Here is a 21,609-nt window from a genome sequence, read left to right as displayed (position 1 = left end):
TATGAATATAATGATAGAGTTTTACAAACAAAACATATGAAAAAGAAACCCTTTAACGCTCTAAACTATTAATAAAATTCTAAATATTAATATTATTCACAAAGATTGTTTTGACAGATGAATAAAATGATACTATACTATTTTTAGATTTATAGCAATTATCAGAAAAATATTACATTTTGGTTATTTTAGTCTACTTTTTTGTGTGGTATCTTTTCTTGTGGGGTTTATATGGGGGATTTGAACCATGCTCTTAGTTGTTGGAATAATCAAAAAGAGGGGGATCATTATGTTTTTTAAAAAGAGAATGACGGCTGTTCTTTTAGCTTCTACTATAGGAGCTGCAGGTTTCCTTGCTGGCTGTGGTAGTGATAGTGCAGGTGGTGGTGAGTCTGGTGATACTGTCAAGATAGGTGCCAACCTAGAACTTTCTGGTGCAGTTGCCTCATATGGTGAAGGAATTGCTGAAGGAATCGAATTGGCTGTGGATGAAATTAATAAAGATGGTGGAATCGACGGTAAAGAGATAGAAATTGTAAAAGTCGATAATAAATCGGATGCAGCAGAAGCAACCAATGCAGCTATTAAATTAACGGAAAATGATGATGTCGTAGCTATTATTGGGTCTGCTACAAGTGGTAACACAGTTGCTCAAGCACAAGTGGCTAATAATTCAGAGACGGTATTGCTTTCTCCTTCAGGTACGAGTCCAAATGTAACAGTGAATGATGATGGAAGCTTAAATGATTTTGTATTCCGTACCTCGTTTATTGATCCTTTCCAAGGAACAGTAGCAGCGAATTTTGCTGCCAATGAATTAGGAGTGAAAAATGTAGCTATCTATGCTGATAACGCAAGTGATTACGCAAAAGGTTTAGCAGCTTCCTTTAAAGAAACTTTCGAAGCAGCAGGTGGAAAAATAGTAGCCGAAGAATCGTATGTGGCGAAGGATACTGATTTCAGGTCCACACTTACAAGAATTAAATCAGCTAATCCCGAATTTATTTTTATCCCTGGTTATTATGAAGAAGTAGGACTTATTGTCAAACAAGGACGTGAAATGGGTATTGACGTACCGCTAATGGGTGCTGACGGTTGGGATTCACCAAAGCTTGTTGAATTAGCCGGAGGGGATTCCTTAAATAATACATTTATAACAAACCATTATTCTTCGGGTGATCCAGACGAGACGATTCAATCCTTTGTAACAAAGTTTGGTGAAAAATATAATGGTTCATCACCAGATGCTTTTAATGCATTAGGTTATGACTCTGTATATATGTTGAAAGATGCCATGGAGCGTGCCGAAAGTACAAGTGATGCGAAGAAAATCAAAGATGCCTTAGCTGAGACGAAAGATTTAACTCTTGTAACGGGTATCATTTCAGTTGATGAAGATCATAACCCAATTAAATCAGCTACTGTATTGGAATATAAGGATGGGGAGCAAGTCTTCAAAACGAAAGTAAATCCTTAAAATGAGGCTGTATTAAAATGGGAGGAGCGAGTGGGCCTTCCATTTTTTTTATCAGATATGAAAGGGTAATTCCTGATGTGATAGCTAATAATCTCATAGTCTAAGATTGCTCAGGGGCAATGGTTTTTTGAAATTAGCGTGTCAATTATTACCTTATGAGGAGATATTCAGCATAGCGTTTTCGCTAGCTGTCACTCTCTATCTGAAGCTATTCGGGTTATTTGAAGAGGAGTGGGGATTCATGGATTGGATTCAACAGTTAGTAAATGGGATATCGTTAGGAAGTATTTATGCACTGATTGCTTTAGGCTATACAATGGTTTATGGAATTATCAAATTGATTAACTTTGCCCACGGTGAAGTATTTATGATTGGGGCGTTTGTTGGTTTTTATGCGATTGCTGGATGGGGGTTAGGATTCTTTCCTGCCTTAATTATTGCAATGGCTGTCTGTGCAGGGATGGGTATGTTAATTGAGCGAGTAGCATATCGAAGGTTGAGAGGTTCTACGCGAATTGCTGCCCTCATTACAGCGATAGGGATTTCTTTATTTATACAGTATTTATTTATTTACTTTAGAGGTGCACAACCAGAAGCTTATCCTGAAGTCATTAGCAATCAAACCTATAATATTTTGGGTGCACAAATCAGTAGTCAATCACTTATGATTTTAGGCACTTCGATTGTGCTAATGATCGTTCTACAATTTATTGTTCATAAAACCAAAATCGGTAAAGCAATGCGGGCTGTGTCACATGATATGGATGCTGCAAGGTTGATGGGGATTAATGTAAACACAACCATTTCCGCCACATTTGCTATTGGCTCTTCCTTGGCCGGGGCAGCAGGTGTTTTCTTTGGTGTGTATTATACAAAAATAGAACCGTTAATGGGCGTGATTCCAGGATTAAAGGCTTTTGTTGCAGCTGTACTAGGTGGCATCGGTATTATTCCTGGAGCGATGGTTGGTGGCCTTGTGTTAGGTGTAGTTGAAACGGTTGTTAGTGGCCTTGGTTACTCTTTATGGAGAGACGCGGCAGCATTTGTCATTCTCATTTTAATCCTTTTATTCAAGCCATCAGGTATCTTTGGTAAAAATGCAAGAGAGAAGGTGTAAAAAGGATGAATACGAAGAAGATCAAAGGTTTCTGGTTGTTTGTTATTCTCTCCATTATTGTTTATTTTGCAGTTCAGATGGCTGCAAATACTGGAATGATTAATAATTATCATGTGAATACACTTGTTTATATTTGTATTAATATTATTTTGGCCGTCAGTTTACATTTAGTTATTGGCATTACAGGACAATTTTCAATCGGACATGCTGGTTTTTTAGCTGTTGGGGCTTACATTTCAGCAATTGTAACGATGAAACTTTCACTTCCATTTCCTATTGCACTTATTATTGGTGGGATTGTTGCCGCTTTAACTGGCTTAATTGTTGGGATACCTTCTTTAAGGTTACGTGGTGATTATTTAGCGATTGCAACATTAGGATTTGCAGAGATTATCCGCATCATTTTCTTAAATATTGATGCAGTAGGTGGAGCAGCAGGTATGCAGGTCACAAAGATGACAACTTGGACTTCAGCCTTCATCTGCTTATTTATTACCGTATTAGTGATTGTGAATTTTACAAATTCAAGGCATGGTCGCGCATGTATATCGATTAGAGAAAATGAAATCGCTGCCGATGCGATGGGTATTAATACGACCTACTATAAAGTAGCGGCATTTGCCATTGGGTCTTTTTTCGCAGGAATCGCAGGGGGGTTATATGCTCATAATTTTTATATTATTCAACCCGTTCAATTTGGTTTTTTGAAATCATTTGATATCCTCATTTTCGTCGTATTAGGGGGATTAGGCAGTCTATCTGGGGCGGTTATCTCGGCTATTTTGTTAACGATTGTCTCCACATTTTTACAAAGTTATCCTGAAACACGAATGATTATCTATAGTGCCGTGCTCATTCTAGTTATGCTTTACCGTCCGCAAGGTTTATTGGGGACAAAGGAAATTACGGACCTCTTTAAACGTAAAAGCGTGAAAGGAGGAAGCTAAAATGGAGAATCAACCATTATTAAAAGTCAATCAAGCTGGTATTTCTTTTGGCGGTTTAAAAGCTGTTTCAGGATTCGATTTGGAAATTCACCAAGGGGAACTGATCGGTTTGATTGGTCCAAACGGAGCAGGGAAAACGACCAGCTTCAACCTATTAACTGGTGTCTACGTGCCAACTGAAGGAGATATTTTCTTAGAAGGTGTACGTTTAAACGGACTCCCTCCCTATCAGGTGACAAGGAAAGGAATCAGTAGGACGTTTCAAAATATTCGTTTATTCAATGATCTTTCTGTGTTAGATAATGTAAAAGTAGCGAATCATTCGCGTGCGAAACATTCGATGTTAAGCTCGATTCTGCGGTTGCCTTCTCATTTTAACGGAGAAAAAGAAATGGAAGACAAATCAATAGAACTATTACGTATTTTTCAGCTCGAACATGTGAAGGATGAATTAGCTAAAAACTTGCCATATGGACAACAAAGGCGATTAGAAATCGCAAGAGCATTAGCAGCTGGACCAAAGCTTTTGCTGTTAGATGAGCCGGCTGCCGGTATGAACCCACAAGAAACACATGACCTTATGGAGCTCATTCGCTTTATTAGAGAGAAGTTTGATTTAACAATACTCTTAATTGAGCACGATATGAATTTAGTTATGGGGATATGTGAAAGAATTTATGTGCTTGACCATGGGCAATTAATTGCCGAAGGGTTGCCAGAAGAAATTAGAAGTAACCCAAAAGTAATCGAGGCTTATCTCGGAGAGGAGGTTTCTTCGGATGCTCAAGGTTGATGGAATAGATGTTTACTATGGGAATATTCATGCATTAAAGGGCGTCTCGTTAGAGGTATTAGAAGGAGAGATTGTCACTTTAATTGGTGCAAACGGAGCCGGGAAAAGCACACTATTAAAAACGTTATCAGGATTATTAAAGCCGAAGCAAGGCGTGATTCAATATGAGAATCAATCGATTGTTGGTAAACAAGCACAAACGATTGTAAAGGCTGGGATATCGCATGTACCAGAGGGAAGACGCGTGTTCTCGAATATGACTGTAGAAGAAAATTTAGAACTAGGCGCTTTTGTGAGAAAAGATAAAGAAGTACAAAAAGATATCCAGAAAGTCTATGAACTTTTCCCGCGATTATTCGAAAGAAAAGGACAGCTTTCCGGAACTTTATCAGGCGGAGAACAACAAATGTTAGCGATGGGCAGAGCCATTATGGCTAGACCTAAGTTGCTTTTGTTAGATGAACCATCCATGGGCCTTGCCCCAATTATGGTTAAGACCATCTTCAGTATTATAGAAGAAATTAATGAAACAAATGGAACAACGATTTTACTTGTTGAACAAAATGCGCATATGGCCCTCTCTATTGCGAAAAGAGGGTATGTCCTTGAAACTGGAAAAGTAGTGCTCACCGGATCAGCAAAAGATTTACAAGAAAGTGATGAAATCCGTATGGCTTATTTAGGCGGATAAAAAGAACCCGTTAACAAAATATTGGGTAATGGATCATTGCTCAAGCGAAATTCAAAAAGCGAGGAGTTAGATGCCGCTTCTAACAAGAAGGCGTCATCTATTCCTCGTTTACTTTGCTCTTTCTTGTCTTTCCCAAAGATTCAAATGAGGGTATGGATCGTACGACCATTCAGTATAGCCATTATCCTTATACATACCATAATGGAGGTGTGGAGGGAATTTCCCCGAAGTCCCTTTTGGTCCATAGCCAGAACTACCGACACCACCAATGACTTTGCCAGGTTCAACTATTTGACCAACTTTTAAGTCATCAGAAAATCCGCTTAGGTGAGCGTAATAGTGATAGTTATTGTTGATATCGCGAATACCAATTCGCCAACCACCATATTTATTCCAGCCTTTCATTTCGACAATACCATAGCTGGTAGCTCTAACTGGTAAGCCGTAATCAGCAAAAATATCTGTTCCTTCATGGATTCTTCTACCACCCCAACCTCTCGCACTTCCCCATGTACTACGATAGCTATAATGAGTACCAATTGGGACAGGAAAAACATGTTCATCTAAATTAAGTCTCCCGTAGTTTTGATAAAGCTTTGCCTTTCCCATAATAATTCTGACCGATTTATCACGTTTATAATAGTTCCAAATACCAATTTTAATGTTCTCATAATCCGTACCATAACGAAGTAGAAAGTTAGCAAATGCGTACAATACATCGTCATCACTATCTAAACTTGCTTTTCCGTCACCATCACCATCAAAGCCAATACCATTAAAGAACTCTATCGTCTTTGGGTCTTCGTCATTTATGTTTGGGTTTGTGAAACCAACCCATTCCTCCGGTTTAAAGTAAATGCCAGTAATCCCTTCAGCTTTAGGTAAGTCTCTTCTTGATTGTCTTACATTTCTTTCATATTGATCGATGGCAGCAAGATAATACCAAGGAATGGTCGTGACTGTTTCAATTCTTTCATAAAGCGCCATTCTTTTTGCGTAAATATCATCTAATTCGGAGGCTGCTGCCGTTTCTGGTTGCATAAAGGATAAGACCGTTGTTAAGGTGATAAGTAATGTGAAAACTCGCACCAATAAACCTCCCTTCTCTTCTAATTACTGTTATAGTTTGTGATAAAATAGAAAAACGATAAATATAAAATATTGGAAGATTTTTAATGAACGAGGTTGTTCTATCTACTTCCATGTGTTAAAGTTGCTTCTGTAAGACTCTCTAGATAAAAATGATGATAAAAAAAAGCGTCTTTTTGAAATTCTGGGATGGAGTGAAGAAGAATGACGACTAAGAAAGATGAACATTTACGTAAGCCGGATTGGTTGAAAATAAAGTTAAACACTAATAAAAACTACACCGGATTAAAGAAAATGATGAGAGAAAAGAATCTTCATACTGTATGTGAAGAGGCAAAATGCCCAAATATTCATGAATGTTGGGCGGTAAGAAGGACAGCAACATTTATGATCTTAGGTTCTGTTTGTACAAGAGCCTGTCGTTTTTGTGCGGTCAAAACAGGACTGCCAACTGAGCTTGATTGGGAAGAACCAGAACGCGTAGCTGATTCTGTCGCTTTAATGAATTTAAAACATGCAGTTATTACAGTGGTTGCGCGAGATGATTTAAAAGATGGTGGATCAGCTATTTTAGCGGAAACGATTCGTGCCATTAGAAGAAAAAGTCCATTTACAACTGTAGAGGTTTTACCTTCTGATATGGGCGGGGTATATGAAAATCTTAAAACAGTAATGGATGCAAAACCAGATATCTTAAACCATAATATTGAAACAGTAGAAAGACTGACGCCAAGAGTAAGAGCGCGTGCTACATATAAACGATCACTTGAATTTTTACAACGTTCTAAAGAAATGCAACCTGAAATTCCAACCAAATCAAGTTTAATGGTGGGGCTAGGGGAAACAAAAGAAGAAATCATTCAAACGATGGATGATTTGCGAGCGCATGACGTAGATATTATGACGATTGGTCAATATCTACAACCATCTAAAAAACATATAAAAGTTGTAAAATATTATCATCCAGATGAGTTTAATGAATTAAGGGAAATTGCAATGTCCAAAGGGTTTAGCCATTGTGAAGCAGGTCCAATGGTTCGTTCTTCCTATCATGCAGATGAACAAGTAAATGCAGCAGCTAAGCAAAGACAACAAATGGGTGAAGTAGACGCGAAAGAAGCGTAAACACAAGAAAGGGGATTAGCTAAAGGAGCTAATCCTCTTTTGATATTTCACAGCGTTACTTATTTGACATCTTTTCAGACTTGTTAATATCGGCTTTTTTCATTTGGCTCGTTAATTGATCAATACCATAATGGGTGTGCTCACTATCTGCATCCATCGTAGAATAACTTTCTATTTCTTTGCGGAGATTGGTATTGTCAGTCGTATAAATATCAAACCATCCGGGAACAACTGATTCTGCCATTTTTTCTACTTGTGTAGCAGTTGATTCACGATTATCTGAATCCGTATTATAAACAATTAACACTTCATTGTCTGTCACTAATGTAGACACATCATCCACATTTGGAAGTTCAGTACAATATTTTCCGATAATATCAGCCACTTTTTCACGATTAATGGCAGCATAATGTTCATTGGATACCTTTTCTCCATAAATAGGACTTTTTTGATGACGAACGTATCCGAAATCTTCACTACTTTGCTGACTAGTATTGTAAATATCTGTTCGCTGATCATTCACATTAACCGTATTGCCACTTTCGGGATAAATATCACCTTTAGCGGAATGATCGGCTGCTTGACATCCAGTGAGAGCAACCATACTGGATATCCCGATGAACATTATCATTTTTTTCATCAGAAACACCCCCTTAACAATATCTTTTCCGATTCTTTCGTTTTTTTCCTTAGTAATTGATGGTGAATCAGTTATAATTTAAAATAGGACTATTGTACATAGACGTTAACTTTCTTTATAATTTAATTAGTGAGCCAATGAAAAAGAGGTGAGATCAATTGGTTTGTATACAAAACGCATGTTATGAAGTAATTGAAGATATTAGAGACGGATTTAATGAAGAAGCTTTTCGGGGTCGATATAGTGAAATATTAAATCGTTATGATTATATTGTAGGTGACTGGGGATACGGCCAACTAAGACTTAGAGGTTTTTTTGACGATCAGAATCAAAAAGCGACGTATGATACGAAAATTAGCACTTTGACAGAGTATTTATACGAATATTGTAATTTTGGTTGTCCTTATTTCGTTGTAAAAAGAGTGAAGCAATAGAAAAAGCTGAACGAATTATTCGTCCAGCTTTTTTTCTGTTAAAATTACTCATCTGAAGCTTCTGAATGGGGATCGTGTGCTCCAGGCATTTCTCTAGGAATGTCAGCATGAAGTTCCCGATTTTCATAAACAAATGCACTAGATTGGTGTTGACCTTCTTCCCACTCTGAACTTTTGTTCTCAACAGGTGTATGCTTCCCTCTTGGTGCACCATACGGGCCCTCAGGTAAATCTTCCACTGCGAGGTTTTCCTTTTGTGATTCAACATTGTCAAAATCCGAGTAATTCTTTTTTTGATCCATTGATATCACTCCTAATAATATGAGAAAAAATGAGAGCCTGCTACGCTCCCATTTATACTATTTGCAGGAGCAATCAATATTATCCAATCGGTTAAATGACCTCATATAAAAAGGCTCTTAACTCTTCTGCATCTTCGCTCTCCAATTGAAAAGCATGTTCTAAATAACCCTCTTCTTCAAGGTCATCGGTACCAATAATAGCAAAACGACTTCCTTGAATATCAAGAACAAGTTGTTTTCCATAATACCGATCTGAACGAACAAGCGCTAAATCAAAGCGTTGATTTTCACCCATAAAACTAACAAAGCGTGTTTTTGTATCTTCTAAATCATCATATAAAAAGAATCTTTCGGTCATTTAACGTATAGACCCCTTTCTAACTATCCATGCTACATTTATCATAACAAAATCTTAGCAGACAGGAAATTGATTTTATACTCACATAAGGGAGAACTTTCTTCATTGTTATGAATGAGATACAATAGATAGGAAGTATGGGATGAGAAAGGTGAGGGACATGTATTTTGTTGATCGAGAAAAAATTGAGGAAATCCTCGTTTATTTGGAAAAACAACTATCACTATTAGGGAAACATACAGCACTTCATTCGGATATAGAGAAACTTGCGCTTGAAAGACTGAGCCATATGGTTATTGAGGCGGTCTTAGATGTAGGTAATTCAATGATTGATGGCTTTATTATGAGAGACCCAGGTAGTTATGAAGATATTATTGATATTCTGGAAGATGAAAAAGTCATTGACCATGAAATGGCTATCAGCTATAAAAAGGTTATTGCTTACCGTAAGCCATTAGTGCAAAGTTATACAGGCATTCAACATGATGAATTAAACAAGAGCTTCCAATTAGAATTAGCTCAATTAAAAAAATTCCCTACAGCTGTTAGAGACTATTTAATGAAAGAACTTGGTCCTGTATCAGCTTTTAGAAATTAGGGGGAAAGTAAATGACAAAATATAAAGGTTATTTAATTGATTTAGATGGGACGATGTACAAAGGAAAACAATTAATTCATGAAGCCGTTTCCTTTATTCAAGGGTTAAAAGAAAGAGGCATTCCCTACCTTTTTGTCACAAACAATTCATCTAGAACCCCAAAACAAGTTGCTGAAAAACTTCAAAATTTTGGCATTGAGGCGACTGAAGATAAAGTATTTACAACTAGTATGGCAACGGCGAATTATATTTTTCAAAGAAGTCCCGAAGCGTCTATATTTGTGATCGGAGAAGAAGGGATTAGACAGGCATTAGAAGAAAAGGGCTTTCACTTTGCAGGTGAGCACGCCGATTATGTTGTTTCAGGAATCGATCGTGACATCAACTACGAGAAACTTGCAACAGCTTGTTTGGCTGTAAGAAATGGAGCTACCTTTATCTCTACAAACGGTGATATTGCCATTCCAACTGAAAGAGGACTTTTACCTGGCAATGGCTCATTAACCTCAGTCATTAGTGTATCGACGCAAACTATCCCAACTTTTATTGGCAAGCCAGAAGCGATCATTATGGAGCAAGCGTTAAAAGTTTTAGGCACAGATAAAGCTCATACATTGATGGTTGGAGATAACTATGATACAGATATCAAGGCAGGAATGAATGCTGGTCTAGACACATTATTGGTTCATACAGGCGTAACAACGAAGGAACTTTTAAAAGGCTACGACAAGCAACCAACCTTTGTTGTAGATACACTAAATCAGTGGGAATACTTATAAGAAATGAAGAACAGCAGTACGAAAGATGTACTTGCTGTTTTTTATATTGTTGGAATAGATGTTGATGCAGAAGACGATTATAGACAGTCATGCGAGTGAACATGAACGCTTTTTATAACAACAAATTTATCTAAAACTCTACAGTAATATAAAGGAGAGTAAAATAAAAATAGCAGGCTCACTATAAAGTGATGTCCTACTATTTTTCTTCTATCTATTCCACATGATGCGCACGGTGGGCAAGGCGACTAGAAGCCGCAGCAGCAATGGCACCAACAATATCATCTAAAAAAGTATGGCATCTTTCAGAGTTTTTATCATTTAATGGACCTAAGATACCGGGTTTTAATTTATCTACATAACCAAAATTGGTCATTCCGATTGAACCATACACATTTACAATTGATAGCGCTAAAACTTCGTCAACACCATATAATCCTTCATCTGTTTCAATAATGGATTGCAGTGGTTCCATTAATTTCTTTTCTTCTGCAAGCATATCTAATTGAATACCGGTGAGAATGGCGTTTTGTACTTCCCGTTTGGATAATACTCTTTCTACATTGTCGATACATGTTTCTATTTTCAAGTTTTGATGATATTTCTCTTGAAGAAAATACACTAACTCAGCAATATCAACAATCTCTACTCCTCGTTCTTTGAGCCATTTTCTTGCTGTTTTCTCTGTTAAAGTAATTGCTTTTTCTTCACTCATGAGTTCACCTTTTTCTATAATTTTATTCGCTTTATGCTGCTCTTTACTACTATATGATAGTAATGATAGCTTGCGAACTTTCAAACCATCATATCCCCTAAAAATAAATCAACAAGTTTTAGCTATTTTTTCATATATTTGAATAAAATGCATCTATTTAGCTTGATTAAAAGGGGGTTATGACGAATGTTAAGACGTTTACTCAAGGAAAAATATAATATTCAGGCGGAAGAAGAGTTTCGGTTTGATCATTATAATGCTTGTAAATCACAAAATGAAGTGTATATATTAGTCCCTGCTAATCATTTAAAAGAAGAGGCGCTCACTGAACTGGATCAAATTGCAGAGCATTTAAGAATGAGTGGGGATAAGAATATTGCTGGATTTAAAAAAACAACAGAAGGAAAGCCTTATACTGAGTGGGAGGAAGCGAGATATGCAGTTTTAAGTAATCAACGTTTACAGCCAAGAAAAGAAGGACATTTCGGCAGGAAGTTGGCAAAATTCCACTTTCGAGGGAGAACGGTTAATTTTGCAGTGGAACAAACAAGTCGAATCGGTCAATGGAAAACACTGTGGGAAACAAGACTCGATCAAATGGAAAAGGTATGGAATGATATGGTATTTCAATTTGATGGAGAAAGTGAATTTGACCGCCTATTTTTAGAATCATTTCCTTATTACATGGGAATGGCTGAAAATGCGATTCAATATATTGTTGATACGGAATTTGATGATGAACCGATGATGACTGATACTGGCACTGTCTGCCATGAAAGATTTTCTAATCGTACATGGGGAGAACAATATTATGTGAAAAACCCTTTTGATTGGGTATTTGACCATGCCACAAGAGATTTAGCCGAATGGACGAGAGAGAAGTACTTCAAGAATATAAAAACCTATCAACCAGATGTAAGAAAGTTTGTTGAAGAATATGAATCGATCAGTCCATTGTCAAGTTTTTCATGGCGTTTATATTATGCGAGAATGATGTTCCCACTTCATTATTTTGAATGCATCGAAAGCTATTACGGTGCACAAACAGAACAAGAACGAAATATTCTGAAGGAAAAATTAGAAAAGTATTTGCACCAATCGCCAGAATATGAACAATTCATATCGCGTTTTTTTGAAATCGTAAACCATCAGGAAGTGTCTAAACAATGGTATATTCCTATGCCTGAATGGTTGGAATCGAAATAAATAAATTTATATATGTACCCTTCATCAGGCAATTCATTCCAATAATGTAGCAATAAATTAAGATGAGTCTTCACCTGAAGCTAAAGATCAACCATTTTATAAGCACGAGCCAAGTTCAAGCTGGATCGTGCTTTCTCACCAAGCAAAATCACTTCCACCAAATGAAAAATTTGCCTATAATGAAAAGAAAATGGGAAGTGGTGAGAGAATGGGTAAGAAATTGTTTATTACAAGGAAACTTCCAAATGAGGTCATTGAGCCATTACAAGCAAAATACGATGTTGAGATGTGGGACAAGGAGGATGTAGTAATCCCTCGTCATGTGTTACTCGAAAAGGTGAAAGATGCAGAAGGCTTAATGACAATGTTATCAGAAAAAGTAGATGAAGAATTATTTCAACATGCCCCGAAATTAAAGGTTGTGGCCAATATGGCCGTTGGTTATGACAACATAGATATACAAGCGGCAGAGCGCGCGAATGTAACAATCACTAATACACCTGATGTCCTAACAGAATCAACAGCTGATCTGACTTTTTCATTATTATTAGCTACGGCAAGGAGAATGATTGAAGCGGCAGAATATGTGAAAAATAATCAGTGGAAAAGCTGGAGTCCACTGCTATTAGCTGGACATGACGTCCATAGAAAAACCATTGGAATTGTTGGCATGGGGAGTATTGGTGAGGTGGTTGCTAAACGTGCAAAAGGATTTGATATGCATATCCTTTATTATAATCGAACTAGGAAAAAGAGAGCGGAAGAAGAGCTTCATGCCCAGTATGTTTCATTCGAAGAACTTGTCAGTCAATCTGATTTTATCGTCTGCTTAACGCCTTTAACAAATGAAACAAGAAATCTTTTCACAAAAGAAGTCTTTCAGCAAATGAAACCTTCAGCTATTTTTGTTAATGCCTCACGTGGACCAGTAGTCAATGAAGATGACCTCTACTCTGCCTTAGTAGAGGGTGAAATTGCGGGAGCTGGATTAGATGTGTTCGCAGAAGAACCAATCTCAGGAGATCATCCTCTATTGCAATTAAAACAAGTAGTCGCATTGCCTCATATTGGAAGTGCAACAACTGAAACAAGATATAAAATGATGGAATTATGCGTACAGAACATTGACCGAGTATTTTCAGATGGGACTCCACTTACACCAGTAAAACAATAAACCATCTTTGTAAATTAAACGAGTAGGTTAAAACCCGTGGGCGTTATAGCACACGGGTTTTTGACATTTCATTTATCTTTATGCTCCTTAAAAATAATCCACAAGTACATTTCTTTTTCATCATGGTGTTTTTTGAAATGTGAAAAAAAACCAATATATATGAAGAGAGTGTGTATAGATAGCAAACCTTTTAGTAATTGTTTAGAGTAACGAATAAAAACATGTGATTTTATGTTATTATTCGTTATGAATTCACTTTTACTAACATAAATATTTTTGAGGAGGGATTTCATGTTGCCAATTGAAAGAAGAGAAAAAATGATAGATTGGCTAGAGAAAGAAGGATCATTAAAAGTTTCGACAATTAGTAAGAGACTAGGCGTATCAGAAATGACGGTTTATCGAGATATAAAGCCATTATTGAAACAGGATAAAATCATTAAAACATCTAACGGGATTGCACTCATTCCAAGAAATATAACGAAAGAGAACCAATGTACTTATTGTTTGAAACCATTGCAAGCAAGATTATCAGTGCAAATCATCAGAGAGAATGATGTGATTGAGCAAACATGTTGTCCTCATTGTGGATTATTACGTTATGAAGATATTAAGGAAGATGTGACACAAATTATTTGTAGAGACTTCTTAAAAGATACGACGATGAGCGCAAAAGCAGCATTGTATTTAATTAATGCTGACCTTGATTTAAATTGCTGCCACCCTCAAGTGATTTGTTTCAATTCTTATAAACATGCCAAACAATTCCAACAAGGGTTTGGCGGAGAAATCTTACCGTTTGAAGAAGCGATAAAAGAAATTGTGAAGCAAATGTCTGGTGGCTGTTGTCATTCGAACTAATTTTATGATTATAGAGTAGGAGAATACAAGATGAAAAAGGGATTTTATAATCGTTTTTGGAGATGGCATTTTTTTGCGGGGATTTTTATTGCTCCCTTACTTATTACATTAACTCTTTCAGGAATTGGTTATTTGTTTTTTCCAGAAGTCGAAAATCAATTATATGATGATTTATTCTTTGGAGATAGTGAAAACAGTGAACAATTAACAATAGACGAAGGAATGGAGAAAGTTGAAAAAGACTTTCATGGCTTTGCTGTTACAAAGATTAGTATCATGGAGGAGCCATATAATACTCGTTTAACTTTAACAGATGAGGCTGGGGAACAAAAGTATGTTTTCCTTGATGAACAAAACCAAATTGTTGGGAGTCAGGATGCAGCTAATACATACTCAAATGTGATGCGTAGCATACATAGCTCCCTATTTGTAGGAGGAACACCGGTCAATTATTTAGTTGAACTAGCGGCCTGTTGGGCCATCTTTCTACTAATCAGTGGGTTGTATATGACTTTTAAAGGGAAGATCTTAACGAGAAAAGCAAATGGTTCTAAGAACTTTCGTAATAAAAAATTACATGCGCTTATAGGTGTAATCATTACCATTCCAATGGTAGTTATTATTTTCACGGGCTTACCGTGGTCTGCGGTTATGGGGAATATAATTTATACAACTGCCAGTAATAATGCACCTGAACTGGAATTAAATCCACCAACATCTGATATTAATGAGATCCCATGGGCGACAAGGCAAGAGGAAACCCCAGCATCTGATGATCCTCATGCCCATCATCACGGAGGATCAGGTCAGATCGAACATAATGAGTTTATGATTTCAGTAGGGCAACTAATAGATGAAGTGGAAAGTGAAAATATTAGTAAACCTTATTCTATTGTTTACCCTTCTGCTGATGACGGTGTTTATATTGTTTCTAAAGGAAGTAATTCCGGTGTGACGGGTTTGGATGTGAGTCCGTCAGAAGAAATGACTACTTACTTTGACCAATATTCTGGTGAATATATCGCCGCTGTTAATTATGAGGATTATAATCTTTTACAAAAATGGTTTACATGGGGGATTCCATTACATGAAGGACATTTATTTGGCTGGCCAAATAAGGTTTTAAACTTAGTAGTTTGTCTTGCTTTTCTTTTTGTTATTTTTTGGGGTTTTAAAACATGGCTTTCGCGGAAGAAAAAAGACAAGTTTTCTGCACCACCGAAAAATTTTAAAGGGATATCCATTGGTTTTATAATGTTAATGGTCCTTTTAGGTATACTGATGCCTTTATTTGGTATATCCCTCATTATCGTGGCACTTATTGAATGTATAGTTAGTTTTGTGAAAAAAAATAAAGAATAAGCGATGAAGACATTTTCAGTTTTTATGAAAATGTCTTTTTTTATTTTCAAGAGTCGGATGCTATAAATTTATAAGATAAAGCGTTAATAGAAAAATAGAAAAAACTACTTTCTCCTATTGTCAAAGACAAGAAACAGGTCTATAATGTCTACTATACAAATACAAATGTACTTTCTATAAGAACAATCTGAGGGGGAACGGAAATGGAAGCAATCTCGATCGGTTTATTAGGTTTGGGCACAGTAGGTTCAGGTGTAGTAAAAATCATTGAAAGAAACCAGGATAAGCTTATGCATCAAATTGGATGCCCGGTAAAGGTGAGTAAAATTCTGGTGAGAGAGTTAGATAAAAAGCGAGAGGTAGAAATAAACCCAGAGCTACTTACAGCGAACCCTGATGATATCTTAAAGAACGATAATATAGATGTAGTCATCGAAGTGATGGGTGGACTGGAGAAAACGAAGGATTATCTCCAAGAAGCAATCAATCATCATAAGCATATTGTGACAGCTAATAAGGATTTAATGGCGGTTTATGGGCCGGAATTATTACAAGCTGCTTCGGAAAATCAATGTGACTTATTTTATGAAGCAAGTGTAGCTGGTGGTATTCCTATTTTAAGAGGGCTAGTAGATGGTTTAGCATCTGACCGCATTACGAAAATGATGGGCATTGTTAACGGCACGACAAACTTTATTTTGACAAAAATGAGTAAAGAGGGCAGTGCTTACGAAGAGGTTCTAAAAGAGGCACAAGCACTTGGTTATGCAGAAAGTGACCCTACTGCTGATGTAGAAGGATTAGATGCAGCTAGAAAAATGGCCATTCTATCAACATTAGGCTTCTCTATGAATATTGATTTAGATGATGTGAAGGTTAACGGGATTACGGAAATCACGGAAGAAGATTTACAATATGCGAAGCAACTCGGCTATTCAATGAAATTAATTGGGATCGCTCACCGAGAAGGCGAAAAAGTAGAAGTGAGTGTACAACCGACGATGTTAGCAGAAACCCATCCACTTGCGGGTGTGCAAGATGAATATAACGCCGTATATGTGTATGGTGAGGCAGTGGGTGAAACAATGTTTTATGGTCCAGGAGCGGGAAGCTTACCTACAGCAACAGCTGTTGTTTCAGACTTGGTTGCAGTCATGAAGAATATGAGATTAGGAGTTAATGGAAGAAGTGCGGCAGTTCCACAGTTTGAGAAGAAATTAAAAAACGATAATGAAATTTTCGCCAAATACTTCCTGCGCTTACATGTAAGTGATGAAGTCGGTGTTTTCGCTAATATCACAAATATTTTCTCGCAAAGAGGTGTGAGTTTCGAGAAGATTCTACAAGTACCTGTCAAAGAGAAAGAACTAGCTGAAATTGTAGTGGTTACACACCAAGCATCGTTAGAAGACTATGAAAATATTATGCTTCATTTAAGAGACTTAGAGGCAGTAAAAGAGATTAAAAGTTCGTATCGTGTAGAAGGAGGAGCCAAACGATGAGATGGGAAGGCTTATTACAATCATATAAAGATTTTTTACCAATAACTGAAAATACTCCGATGCTTACACTAAATGAAGGCAACACTCCTTTAATTCGGTTAGATAACCTTTCAAGAGATTGGGGAATTGATTTATATGTGAAAACAGAAGGAGCAAACCCAACAGGTTCATTTAAAGACCGCGGTATGGTTATGGCTGTAGCTAAAGCGAAAGAAGCTGGAAGTGAAGCAATTATTTGTGCATCTACAGGTAATACTTCAGCAGCTGCAGCAGCCTATGCAGCGAGATCTGGTCTAAGATGTATTGTCGTGATTCCTGAAGGAAAAATCGCTATGGGAAAATTAGCACAGGCAGTCATGTACGGGGCAGAAGTGGTTTCAATTGAAGGGAATTTTGATCAAGCTTTATCAATGGTTAGAAAAATTAGTGAAACAGAAGCCGTTACATTGGTAAACTCTGTAAACCCTTATCGTCTTGAGGGACAAAAAACAGCAGCATTTGAAATTTGTGATCAGTTAGGTGGGATGGCGCCAGATATTCTTGCCTTACCAGTTGGAAACGCGGGCAATATTAGCGCTTACTGGAAAGGGTTTAAAGAATATCATCAAGCTAAACAAACAGGCCTACCAAAAATGCATGGATTTGAAGCAGAGGGTGCAGCAGCTATTGTTCATAATCGTGTTTTTGAAAACCCTGAAACAGTTGCTACAGCTATCCGTATCGGTAATCCAGCAAGCTGGGATTTAGCTGTGAATGCAGCGAAAGAATCGCAAGGGAAAATTGATGAAGTCAGTGACGAAGAGATTCTTTGTATGTATAGAAAATTAGCTTCATCAGAGGGGATTTTTGCTGAACCGGCATCATGTGCCTCTCTTGCAGGTGTATATAAGCAATTACGTAATGGAGAAATTAAGCATCAAACAAAAGTAGTAGCAGTTTTAACTGGAAATGGATTGAAAGATCCGAATACGGCGATTGATGCGAGTCCTGTTCAACCTGTGAAATTGCCAAATGATGAGCAAGCTGTGGCAGCGCATATAAAGGGAGTTGTCCACGTATGATGGCAGGTGAAGTGCTAGTCATTGAAGTACCTGCTAGTACAGCAAATTTAGGGCCAGGCTTTGATTCCATTGGTTTGGCCCTCAATTTGTATTTGCGACTTGAGGTAACAACCCATGATCAATGGGAAGTCATTCCTCTTTCAGAAGGATTGATGACATTTCCAACAGATGAGCAGAATTACATTATTCAAGTGGCTATGCAAACAGCGAAGAAATACAATCAGGATTGCCCACCTTGTCGATTAACGGTGAGCAGTGATATCCCCATTGCTAGAGGGTTAGGTTCAAGTGCGGCAGCGATTGTGGCTGGAATCGAACTTGCTGATACATTATGTGATTTACGATTAACAAAACAACAAAAGCTCGAATGGGCAACTGAAATAGAAGGACATCCCGATAATGTCGGTGCTTCCCTACTTGGAGGATTGCTAATCGGTAGTCAAGCAGATGATGGTGTAGACGCTTTATCACTCTACCACCTTCAAGTTGATTTTGTCGTTTGTATCCCAACATCTGAATTATTAACGAAGAAATCGCGCCAAGTATTGCCAACGGAACTTTCTTATAAACAGGCTGTTCACGCAGGGGCAATTGGCAATGTATTTATTGCTTCACTTATTAGTGGGGATTATGAACAAGCAGGTAAAATGATGATGAAAGATCTTTATCATCAACCTTATCGTAAAGAAATTGTACCAGAGCTTGAAGGAGTAGAAAAAGTTGCAATGGCGAATGGAGCACTCGGTGTAGCACTAAGTGGCGCAGGACCGACTATATTATGCTTAGCACGTGATGGGGAAGGACAAAAACTGGCAACGCTCTTGAGTGCAGGTTTACATGGAATGAAAGTAGTTCCATTGCAAATGGATTTAATCGGTAGTCGTATTTATAAAGAAAATAGTTCAAAAATAAAAAGCGATGTCATGTGACATCGCTTTTTTAATTAAGTAGGCATTAGAAAACTTGTTCTACTTCCACAACACCAGGAACTTCTTCTAAAAGAGCACGTTCAATACCTGCTTTAAGAGTAATTGTAGAACTTGGGCAACTACCACATGCGCCTAAAAGACGTAATTTTACAATCCCGTCTTCTACATCTACTAATTCACAATCTCCTCCATCACGAAGAAGGAACGGTCTTAATTTATCTAGTACTTCTTGGACTTGACCTGTCATTTCTGCTTGTTCTGCCATTTAAAATCGACTCCTTTCATATCTATATTATAATCAAGATAACCATAAAAATCTATGATAAGGAAACATTTACTTATGTCTCTTATTATACTATATTGTAAAATAGAATGAAGAGTGAAATTATTTTTTTTATTGAAAAAGGGGGAAGCATTTCATGGCTGACCAATTAGAGATTATTGTATATGGAGCAGATGTTCTATGTGCAAGCTGTGTGAATTTACCGTCATCTAAAGAGACATACGAATGGCTTGAAGCGGCACTGGCAAGAAAGTTTGAAAACCAAAAATTTAAAGTATCATATGTCGATATATTCAACCCACCATTAGATGAAGAAAAAAAAGCTTTCGCCTCTCGTGTAATTGAAGAAGATATGTTTTATCCCGTAGTTAAAATCAAAGATCAAATTGTTGGAGAAGGTAATCCTAGGTTGAAAGTGATTTATGCGGAGATGGAGAAATACGGATTTACAGCGGTGTAAGTGAAAAAAATGCAACCTCTGACCTCAGATGAATGAGATAGAGGTTGCATTTTTTGTTAAAAAAGCATTTATTCATACATAATCGGTGCACCTGGTCCAAGCTCTATACCAAGTAACATCCACACAATCAACATAAGTGTCCATCCGACTAAGAAGAACATTGAATAAGGAATCATTGTTGATACAAGGGTACCAATTCCCATCTTTTTATCATATTTCTGTGCAAAAGCAATAATAATGGCAAAATACGTCATCAACGGAGAAATGATATTTGTTGATGAATCTGCAATTCTATAGGCCATCTGAGTAAGTTCAGGTGAATAACCTAATTGCATCATAATTGGAACAAATACCGGAGCCATCATTGCCCACTTTGCAGAAGCACTGCCGATAAATATGTTAATAAATGCAGCAATAAGAATAAAGACGATAATTAATGGAATGCCTGTGAGGTTAATGTTTTGTAAGAATTCAGCACCATAAACCCCTAGAACTAATCCTATATTAGATTCATTAAAGTAAGCGACAAATTGTCCCGCTGTAAAAGCTAGTACAATAAACATTCCCATTGACGCCATTGTATCAGAGAGTTGATTTGCCACATCTTTGTCATTTTTAATCTCTCTAGTAACCATGCCATATACTAAACCTGGAATAAAGAAAAGAATGGCAATGATTGGTACTAAAGAACTCATGAATGGAGAGGAGATAATTGGTTGGTCACCAGTACCACGCATTGGAGCACCTTCTGGTAAAACGAGTAATGCTGCTAAAATAACTCCTACTACAATTGAAACACTTGACCAGATTAACCCCTTCTTTTCGATAGCTGTTAACTTTTCAACTTTTTCCCTGTAGTCGCCTTTATATTCCCCAAGTCGTGGCTCAACAATTTTTTCTGTTACCCATGCTCCTATAACTGTCAATAAAAACACAGAAACAATAATGAACCAATAATTCATGGCAATGCTCATACCTTCTGCATAGACAGGATCTATAATTGCAGCACCTGCAATGGTTAGCTCCCCTAATAATGCATCTGTACCTGAAAGTAAAAGGTTTGCACTAAATCCTCCTGATACCCCGGCAAAGGCTGCAGCTAATCCTGCCAATGGATGTCTACCTACTGCTGCAAAAAGAAGTGCACCAAGTGGCGGTAATACAACATACCCTGCATCGGAAGCGACACTAGACATGATTCCTGCGAACACTAATCCTAGTGTAATAAATCGCTTAGGTACTGATAAGACAAACCCACGTAATAAGGCACTAATGAGTCCCGAGCGCTCAGCAATACCTATCCCTAACATCGTCACTAAAACGACACCCAGAGGGGCAAACCCAATAAAGTTATCTGTCATACTAGAAAATATATATTGGATACCTTCTGCACTTAAAAGGTTGGTAATTTCAACCATTTTTCCTTCTTCGCCCGGATGCTCTACACTAATTCCTAGTTGTGATAGACCAGCAGATAATAGCAAAACAATTAATGACAATATCGCGAATAAAGTGACGGGATGAGGCAATTTGTTACCAATTGTTTCAACACTATCTAATGAACGCTGCAAGTAACCTTTTCTCTTTTTCTTCATTTATATTTTCTCCCTTCTTTCTATTTAGGAAATATTTTGAATATAACCTAACTATTTTGTAAGCGCTTCTTTGCCATTATAAAGGGCAAGTCTATATAAGAAAATAGAAAG

Annotated in this window: 24 protein-coding genes; 17 read left to right on the top strand and 7 right to left on the bottom strand. The window is 37.2% G+C overall.

The window, feature by feature from the left end; genetic code table 11:
* The first annotated feature begins 289 nt into the window (after positions 1-289).
* The 5 genes from LG276_RS19235 to LG276_RS19215 all read left to right on the top strand — a co-directional run bounded on the left by LG276_RS19235 (position 290) and on the right by LG276_RS19215 (position 5,025).
* Positions 290-1,477: an ABC transporter substrate-binding protein gene (locus tag LG276_RS19235; RefSeq protein ID WP_224938081.1), complete on the top strand. Its 1,188-nt coding sequence runs from the start codon at positions 290-292 to the stop codon at positions 1,475-1,477.
* Positions 1,478-1,718: 241 nt separating this feature from the next.
* Positions 1,719-2,594, top strand: coding sequence for a branched-chain amino acid ABC transporter permease (locus LG276_RS19230; RefSeq protein WP_224938080.1), 876 nt, complete (start codon positions 1,719-1,721; stop codon positions 2,592-2,594).
* Positions 2,595-2,599: 5 nt separating this feature from the next.
* Positions 2,600-3,541, top strand: coding sequence for a branched-chain amino acid ABC transporter permease (locus LG276_RS19225; protein ID WP_095372009.1), 942 nt, complete (start codon positions 2,600-2,602; stop codon positions 3,539-3,541).
* Position 3,542: 1 nt separating this feature from the next.
* Positions 3,543-4,334: an ABC transporter ATP-binding protein gene (locus LG276_RS19220; RefSeq protein ID WP_095372010.1), complete on the top strand. Its 792-nt coding sequence runs from the start codon at positions 3,543-3,545 to the stop codon at positions 4,332-4,334.
* Positions 4,321-5,025, top strand: coding sequence for an ABC transporter ATP-binding protein (locus tag LG276_RS19215; protein ID WP_095372011.1), 705 nt, complete (start codon positions 4,321-4,323; stop codon positions 5,023-5,025). Before LG276_RS19220 ends, LG276_RS19215 begins: the two co-directional genes overlap by 14 nt.
* 108 nt (positions 5,026-5,133) lie before the next feature.
* Here LG276_RS19215 and LG276_RS19210 read toward each other — a convergent pair whose 3' ends face one another.
* Entirely contained in the window at positions 5,134-6,066 is a 933-nt protein-coding gene (locus tag LG276_RS19210; RefSeq protein WP_224938120.1) for a M23 family metallopeptidase, read from the bottom strand.
* A gap of 252 nt (positions 6,067-6,318) precedes the next feature.
* On the opposite strand from LG276_RS19210, the gene lipA reads away from it, so the two are divergent.
* Positions 6,319-7,239, top strand: coding sequence for a lipoyl synthase (gene lipA / locus LG276_RS19205; RefSeq protein WP_224938077.1), 921 nt, complete (start codon positions 6,319-6,321; stop codon positions 7,237-7,239).
* 55 nt (positions 7,240-7,294) lie between these two features.
* Here lipA and LG276_RS19200 read toward each other — a convergent pair whose 3' ends face one another.
* Positions 7,295-7,879, bottom strand: coding sequence for a YhcN/YlaJ family sporulation lipoprotein (locus tag LG276_RS19200; protein WP_224938076.1), 585 nt, complete (start codon positions 7,877-7,879; stop codon positions 7,295-7,297).
* Between the two features lie 158 nt (positions 7,880-8,037).
* On the opposite strand from LG276_RS19200, the gene LG276_RS19195 reads away from it, so the two are divergent.
* On the top strand, positions 8,038-8,313 hold the full coding sequence (locus LG276_RS19195; RefSeq protein ID WP_095372014.1) for a YutD family protein: 276 nt from the start codon (positions 8,038-8,040) through the stop codon (positions 8,311-8,313).
* 44 nt (positions 8,314-8,357) lie between these two features.
* Here the strand turns inward: LG276_RS19195 and LG276_RS19190 are convergent, their stop codons facing one another.
* Positions 8,358-8,615 (bottom strand): hypothetical protein, encoded by a 258-nt coding sequence (locus LG276_RS19190; RefSeq protein ID WP_251163570.1) that lies wholly within the window; start codon positions 8,613-8,615, stop codon positions 8,358-8,360.
* 91 nt (positions 8,616-8,706) lie between these two features.
* A complete protein-coding gene (locus tag LG276_RS19185) occupies positions 8,707-8,973 on the bottom strand; it encodes a DUF3055 domain-containing protein (protein WP_095372016.1) in 267 nt (88 codons plus the stop codon).
* A 160-nt stretch (positions 8,974-9,133) separates the two neighbouring features.
* Between LG276_RS19185 and LG276_RS19180 the strand changes: the two genes are divergently transcribed.
* Both LG276_RS19180 and LG276_RS19175 read left to right on the top strand, forming a co-directional pair.
* Positions 9,134-9,571: a DUF86 domain-containing protein gene (locus LG276_RS19180; RefSeq protein WP_404294459.1), complete on the top strand. Its 438-nt coding sequence runs from the start codon at positions 9,134-9,136 to the stop codon at positions 9,569-9,571.
* A gap of 11 nt (positions 9,572-9,582) precedes the next feature.
* The gene (locus tag LG276_RS19175) at positions 9,583-10,350 is read left to right on the top strand and encodes a TIGR01457 family HAD-type hydrolase (protein WP_095372017.1); all 768 of its coding nucleotides are present in this window, start codon (positions 9,583-9,585) and stop codon (positions 10,348-10,350) included.
* 214 nt (positions 10,351-10,564) lie between these two features.
* On the opposite strand, the gene LG276_RS19170 is transcribed toward LG276_RS19175, so the two are convergent.
* Positions 10,565-11,065, bottom strand: a complete 501-nt coding sequence (locus LG276_RS19170; RefSeq protein WP_095373610.1) for a phosphatidylglycerophosphatase A — start codon at positions 11,063-11,065, stop codon at positions 10,565-10,567.
* Positions 11,066-11,251: 186 nt separating this feature from the next.
* On the opposite strand from LG276_RS19170, the gene yutH reads away from it, so the two are divergent.
* From yutH to thrB, 7 genes are all read left to right on the top strand, one after another.
* Positions 11,252-12,271 (top strand): spore coat putative kinase YutH, encoded by a 1,020-nt coding sequence (gene yutH / locus LG276_RS19165; RefSeq protein ID WP_224938073.1) that lies wholly within the window; start codon positions 11,252-11,254, stop codon positions 12,269-12,271.
* 208 nt (positions 12,272-12,479) lie between these two features.
* Positions 12,480-13,445, top strand: a complete 966-nt coding sequence (locus LG276_RS19160) for a 2-hydroxyacid dehydrogenase (RefSeq protein WP_404292525.1) — start codon at positions 12,480-12,482, stop codon at positions 13,443-13,445.
* Positions 13,446-13,736: 291 nt separating this feature from the next.
* On the top strand, positions 13,737-14,306 hold the full coding sequence (locus LG276_RS19155; protein ID WP_095372019.1) for a DeoR family transcriptional regulator: 570 nt from the start codon (positions 13,737-13,739) through the stop codon (positions 14,304-14,306).
* 30 nt (positions 14,307-14,336) lie between these two features.
* Positions 14,337-15,668, top strand: coding sequence for a PepSY-associated TM helix domain-containing protein (locus LG276_RS19150; protein ID WP_404292523.1), 1,332 nt, complete (start codon positions 14,337-14,339; stop codon positions 15,666-15,668).
* A gap of 203 nt (positions 15,669-15,871) precedes the next feature.
* Positions 15,872-17,170, top strand: a complete 1,299-nt coding sequence (locus LG276_RS19145) for a homoserine dehydrogenase (RefSeq protein ID WP_404292521.1) — start codon at positions 15,872-15,874, stop codon at positions 17,168-17,170.
* The gene (gene thrC, locus LG276_RS19140) at positions 17,167-18,231 is read left to right on the top strand and encodes a threonine synthase (protein WP_307318362.1); all 1,065 of its coding nucleotides are present in this window, start codon (positions 17,167-17,169) and stop codon (positions 18,229-18,231) included. The genes LG276_RS19145 and thrC overlap by 4 nt, the downstream gene beginning before the upstream one ends.
* Positions 18,228-19,160, top strand: coding sequence for a homoserine kinase (gene thrB / locus LG276_RS19135; RefSeq protein ID WP_289434486.1), 933 nt, complete (start codon positions 18,228-18,230; stop codon positions 19,158-19,160). Before thrC ends, thrB begins: the two co-directional genes overlap by 4 nt.
* Positions 19,161-19,185: 25 nt before the next feature.
* Here the strand turns inward: thrB and LG276_RS19130 are convergent, their stop codons facing one another.
* Positions 19,186-19,425, bottom strand: a complete 240-nt coding sequence (locus LG276_RS19130; protein ID WP_095372024.1) for a NifU family protein — start codon at positions 19,423-19,425, stop codon at positions 19,186-19,188.
* Positions 19,426-19,579: 154 nt separating this feature from the next.
* Here LG276_RS19130 and LG276_RS19125 point away from each other — a divergent pair, with 154 nt between their 5' ends.
* Positions 19,580-19,903: a YuzD family protein gene (locus LG276_RS19125; RefSeq protein WP_095372025.1), complete on the top strand. Its 324-nt coding sequence runs from the start codon at positions 19,580-19,582 to the stop codon at positions 19,901-19,903.
* A 68-nt stretch (positions 19,904-19,971) separates the two neighbouring features.
* Here the strand turns inward: LG276_RS19125 and LG276_RS19120 are convergent, their stop codons facing one another.
* Entirely contained in the window at positions 19,972-21,498 is a 1,527-nt protein-coding gene (locus LG276_RS19120; RefSeq protein WP_224938068.1) for an AbgT family transporter, read from the bottom strand.
* Positions 21,499-21,609 lie beyond the last annotated feature (111 nt).

It is taken from the genome of Cytobacillus kochii (genome assembly GCF_044790165.1).
GTDB classification, from domain to species: Bacteria; Bacillota; Bacilli; order Bacillales; family Cytobacillaceae; genus Cytobacillus; species Cytobacillus kochii.
This window is presented reverse-complemented; position numbering and strand designations above follow the sequence as displayed.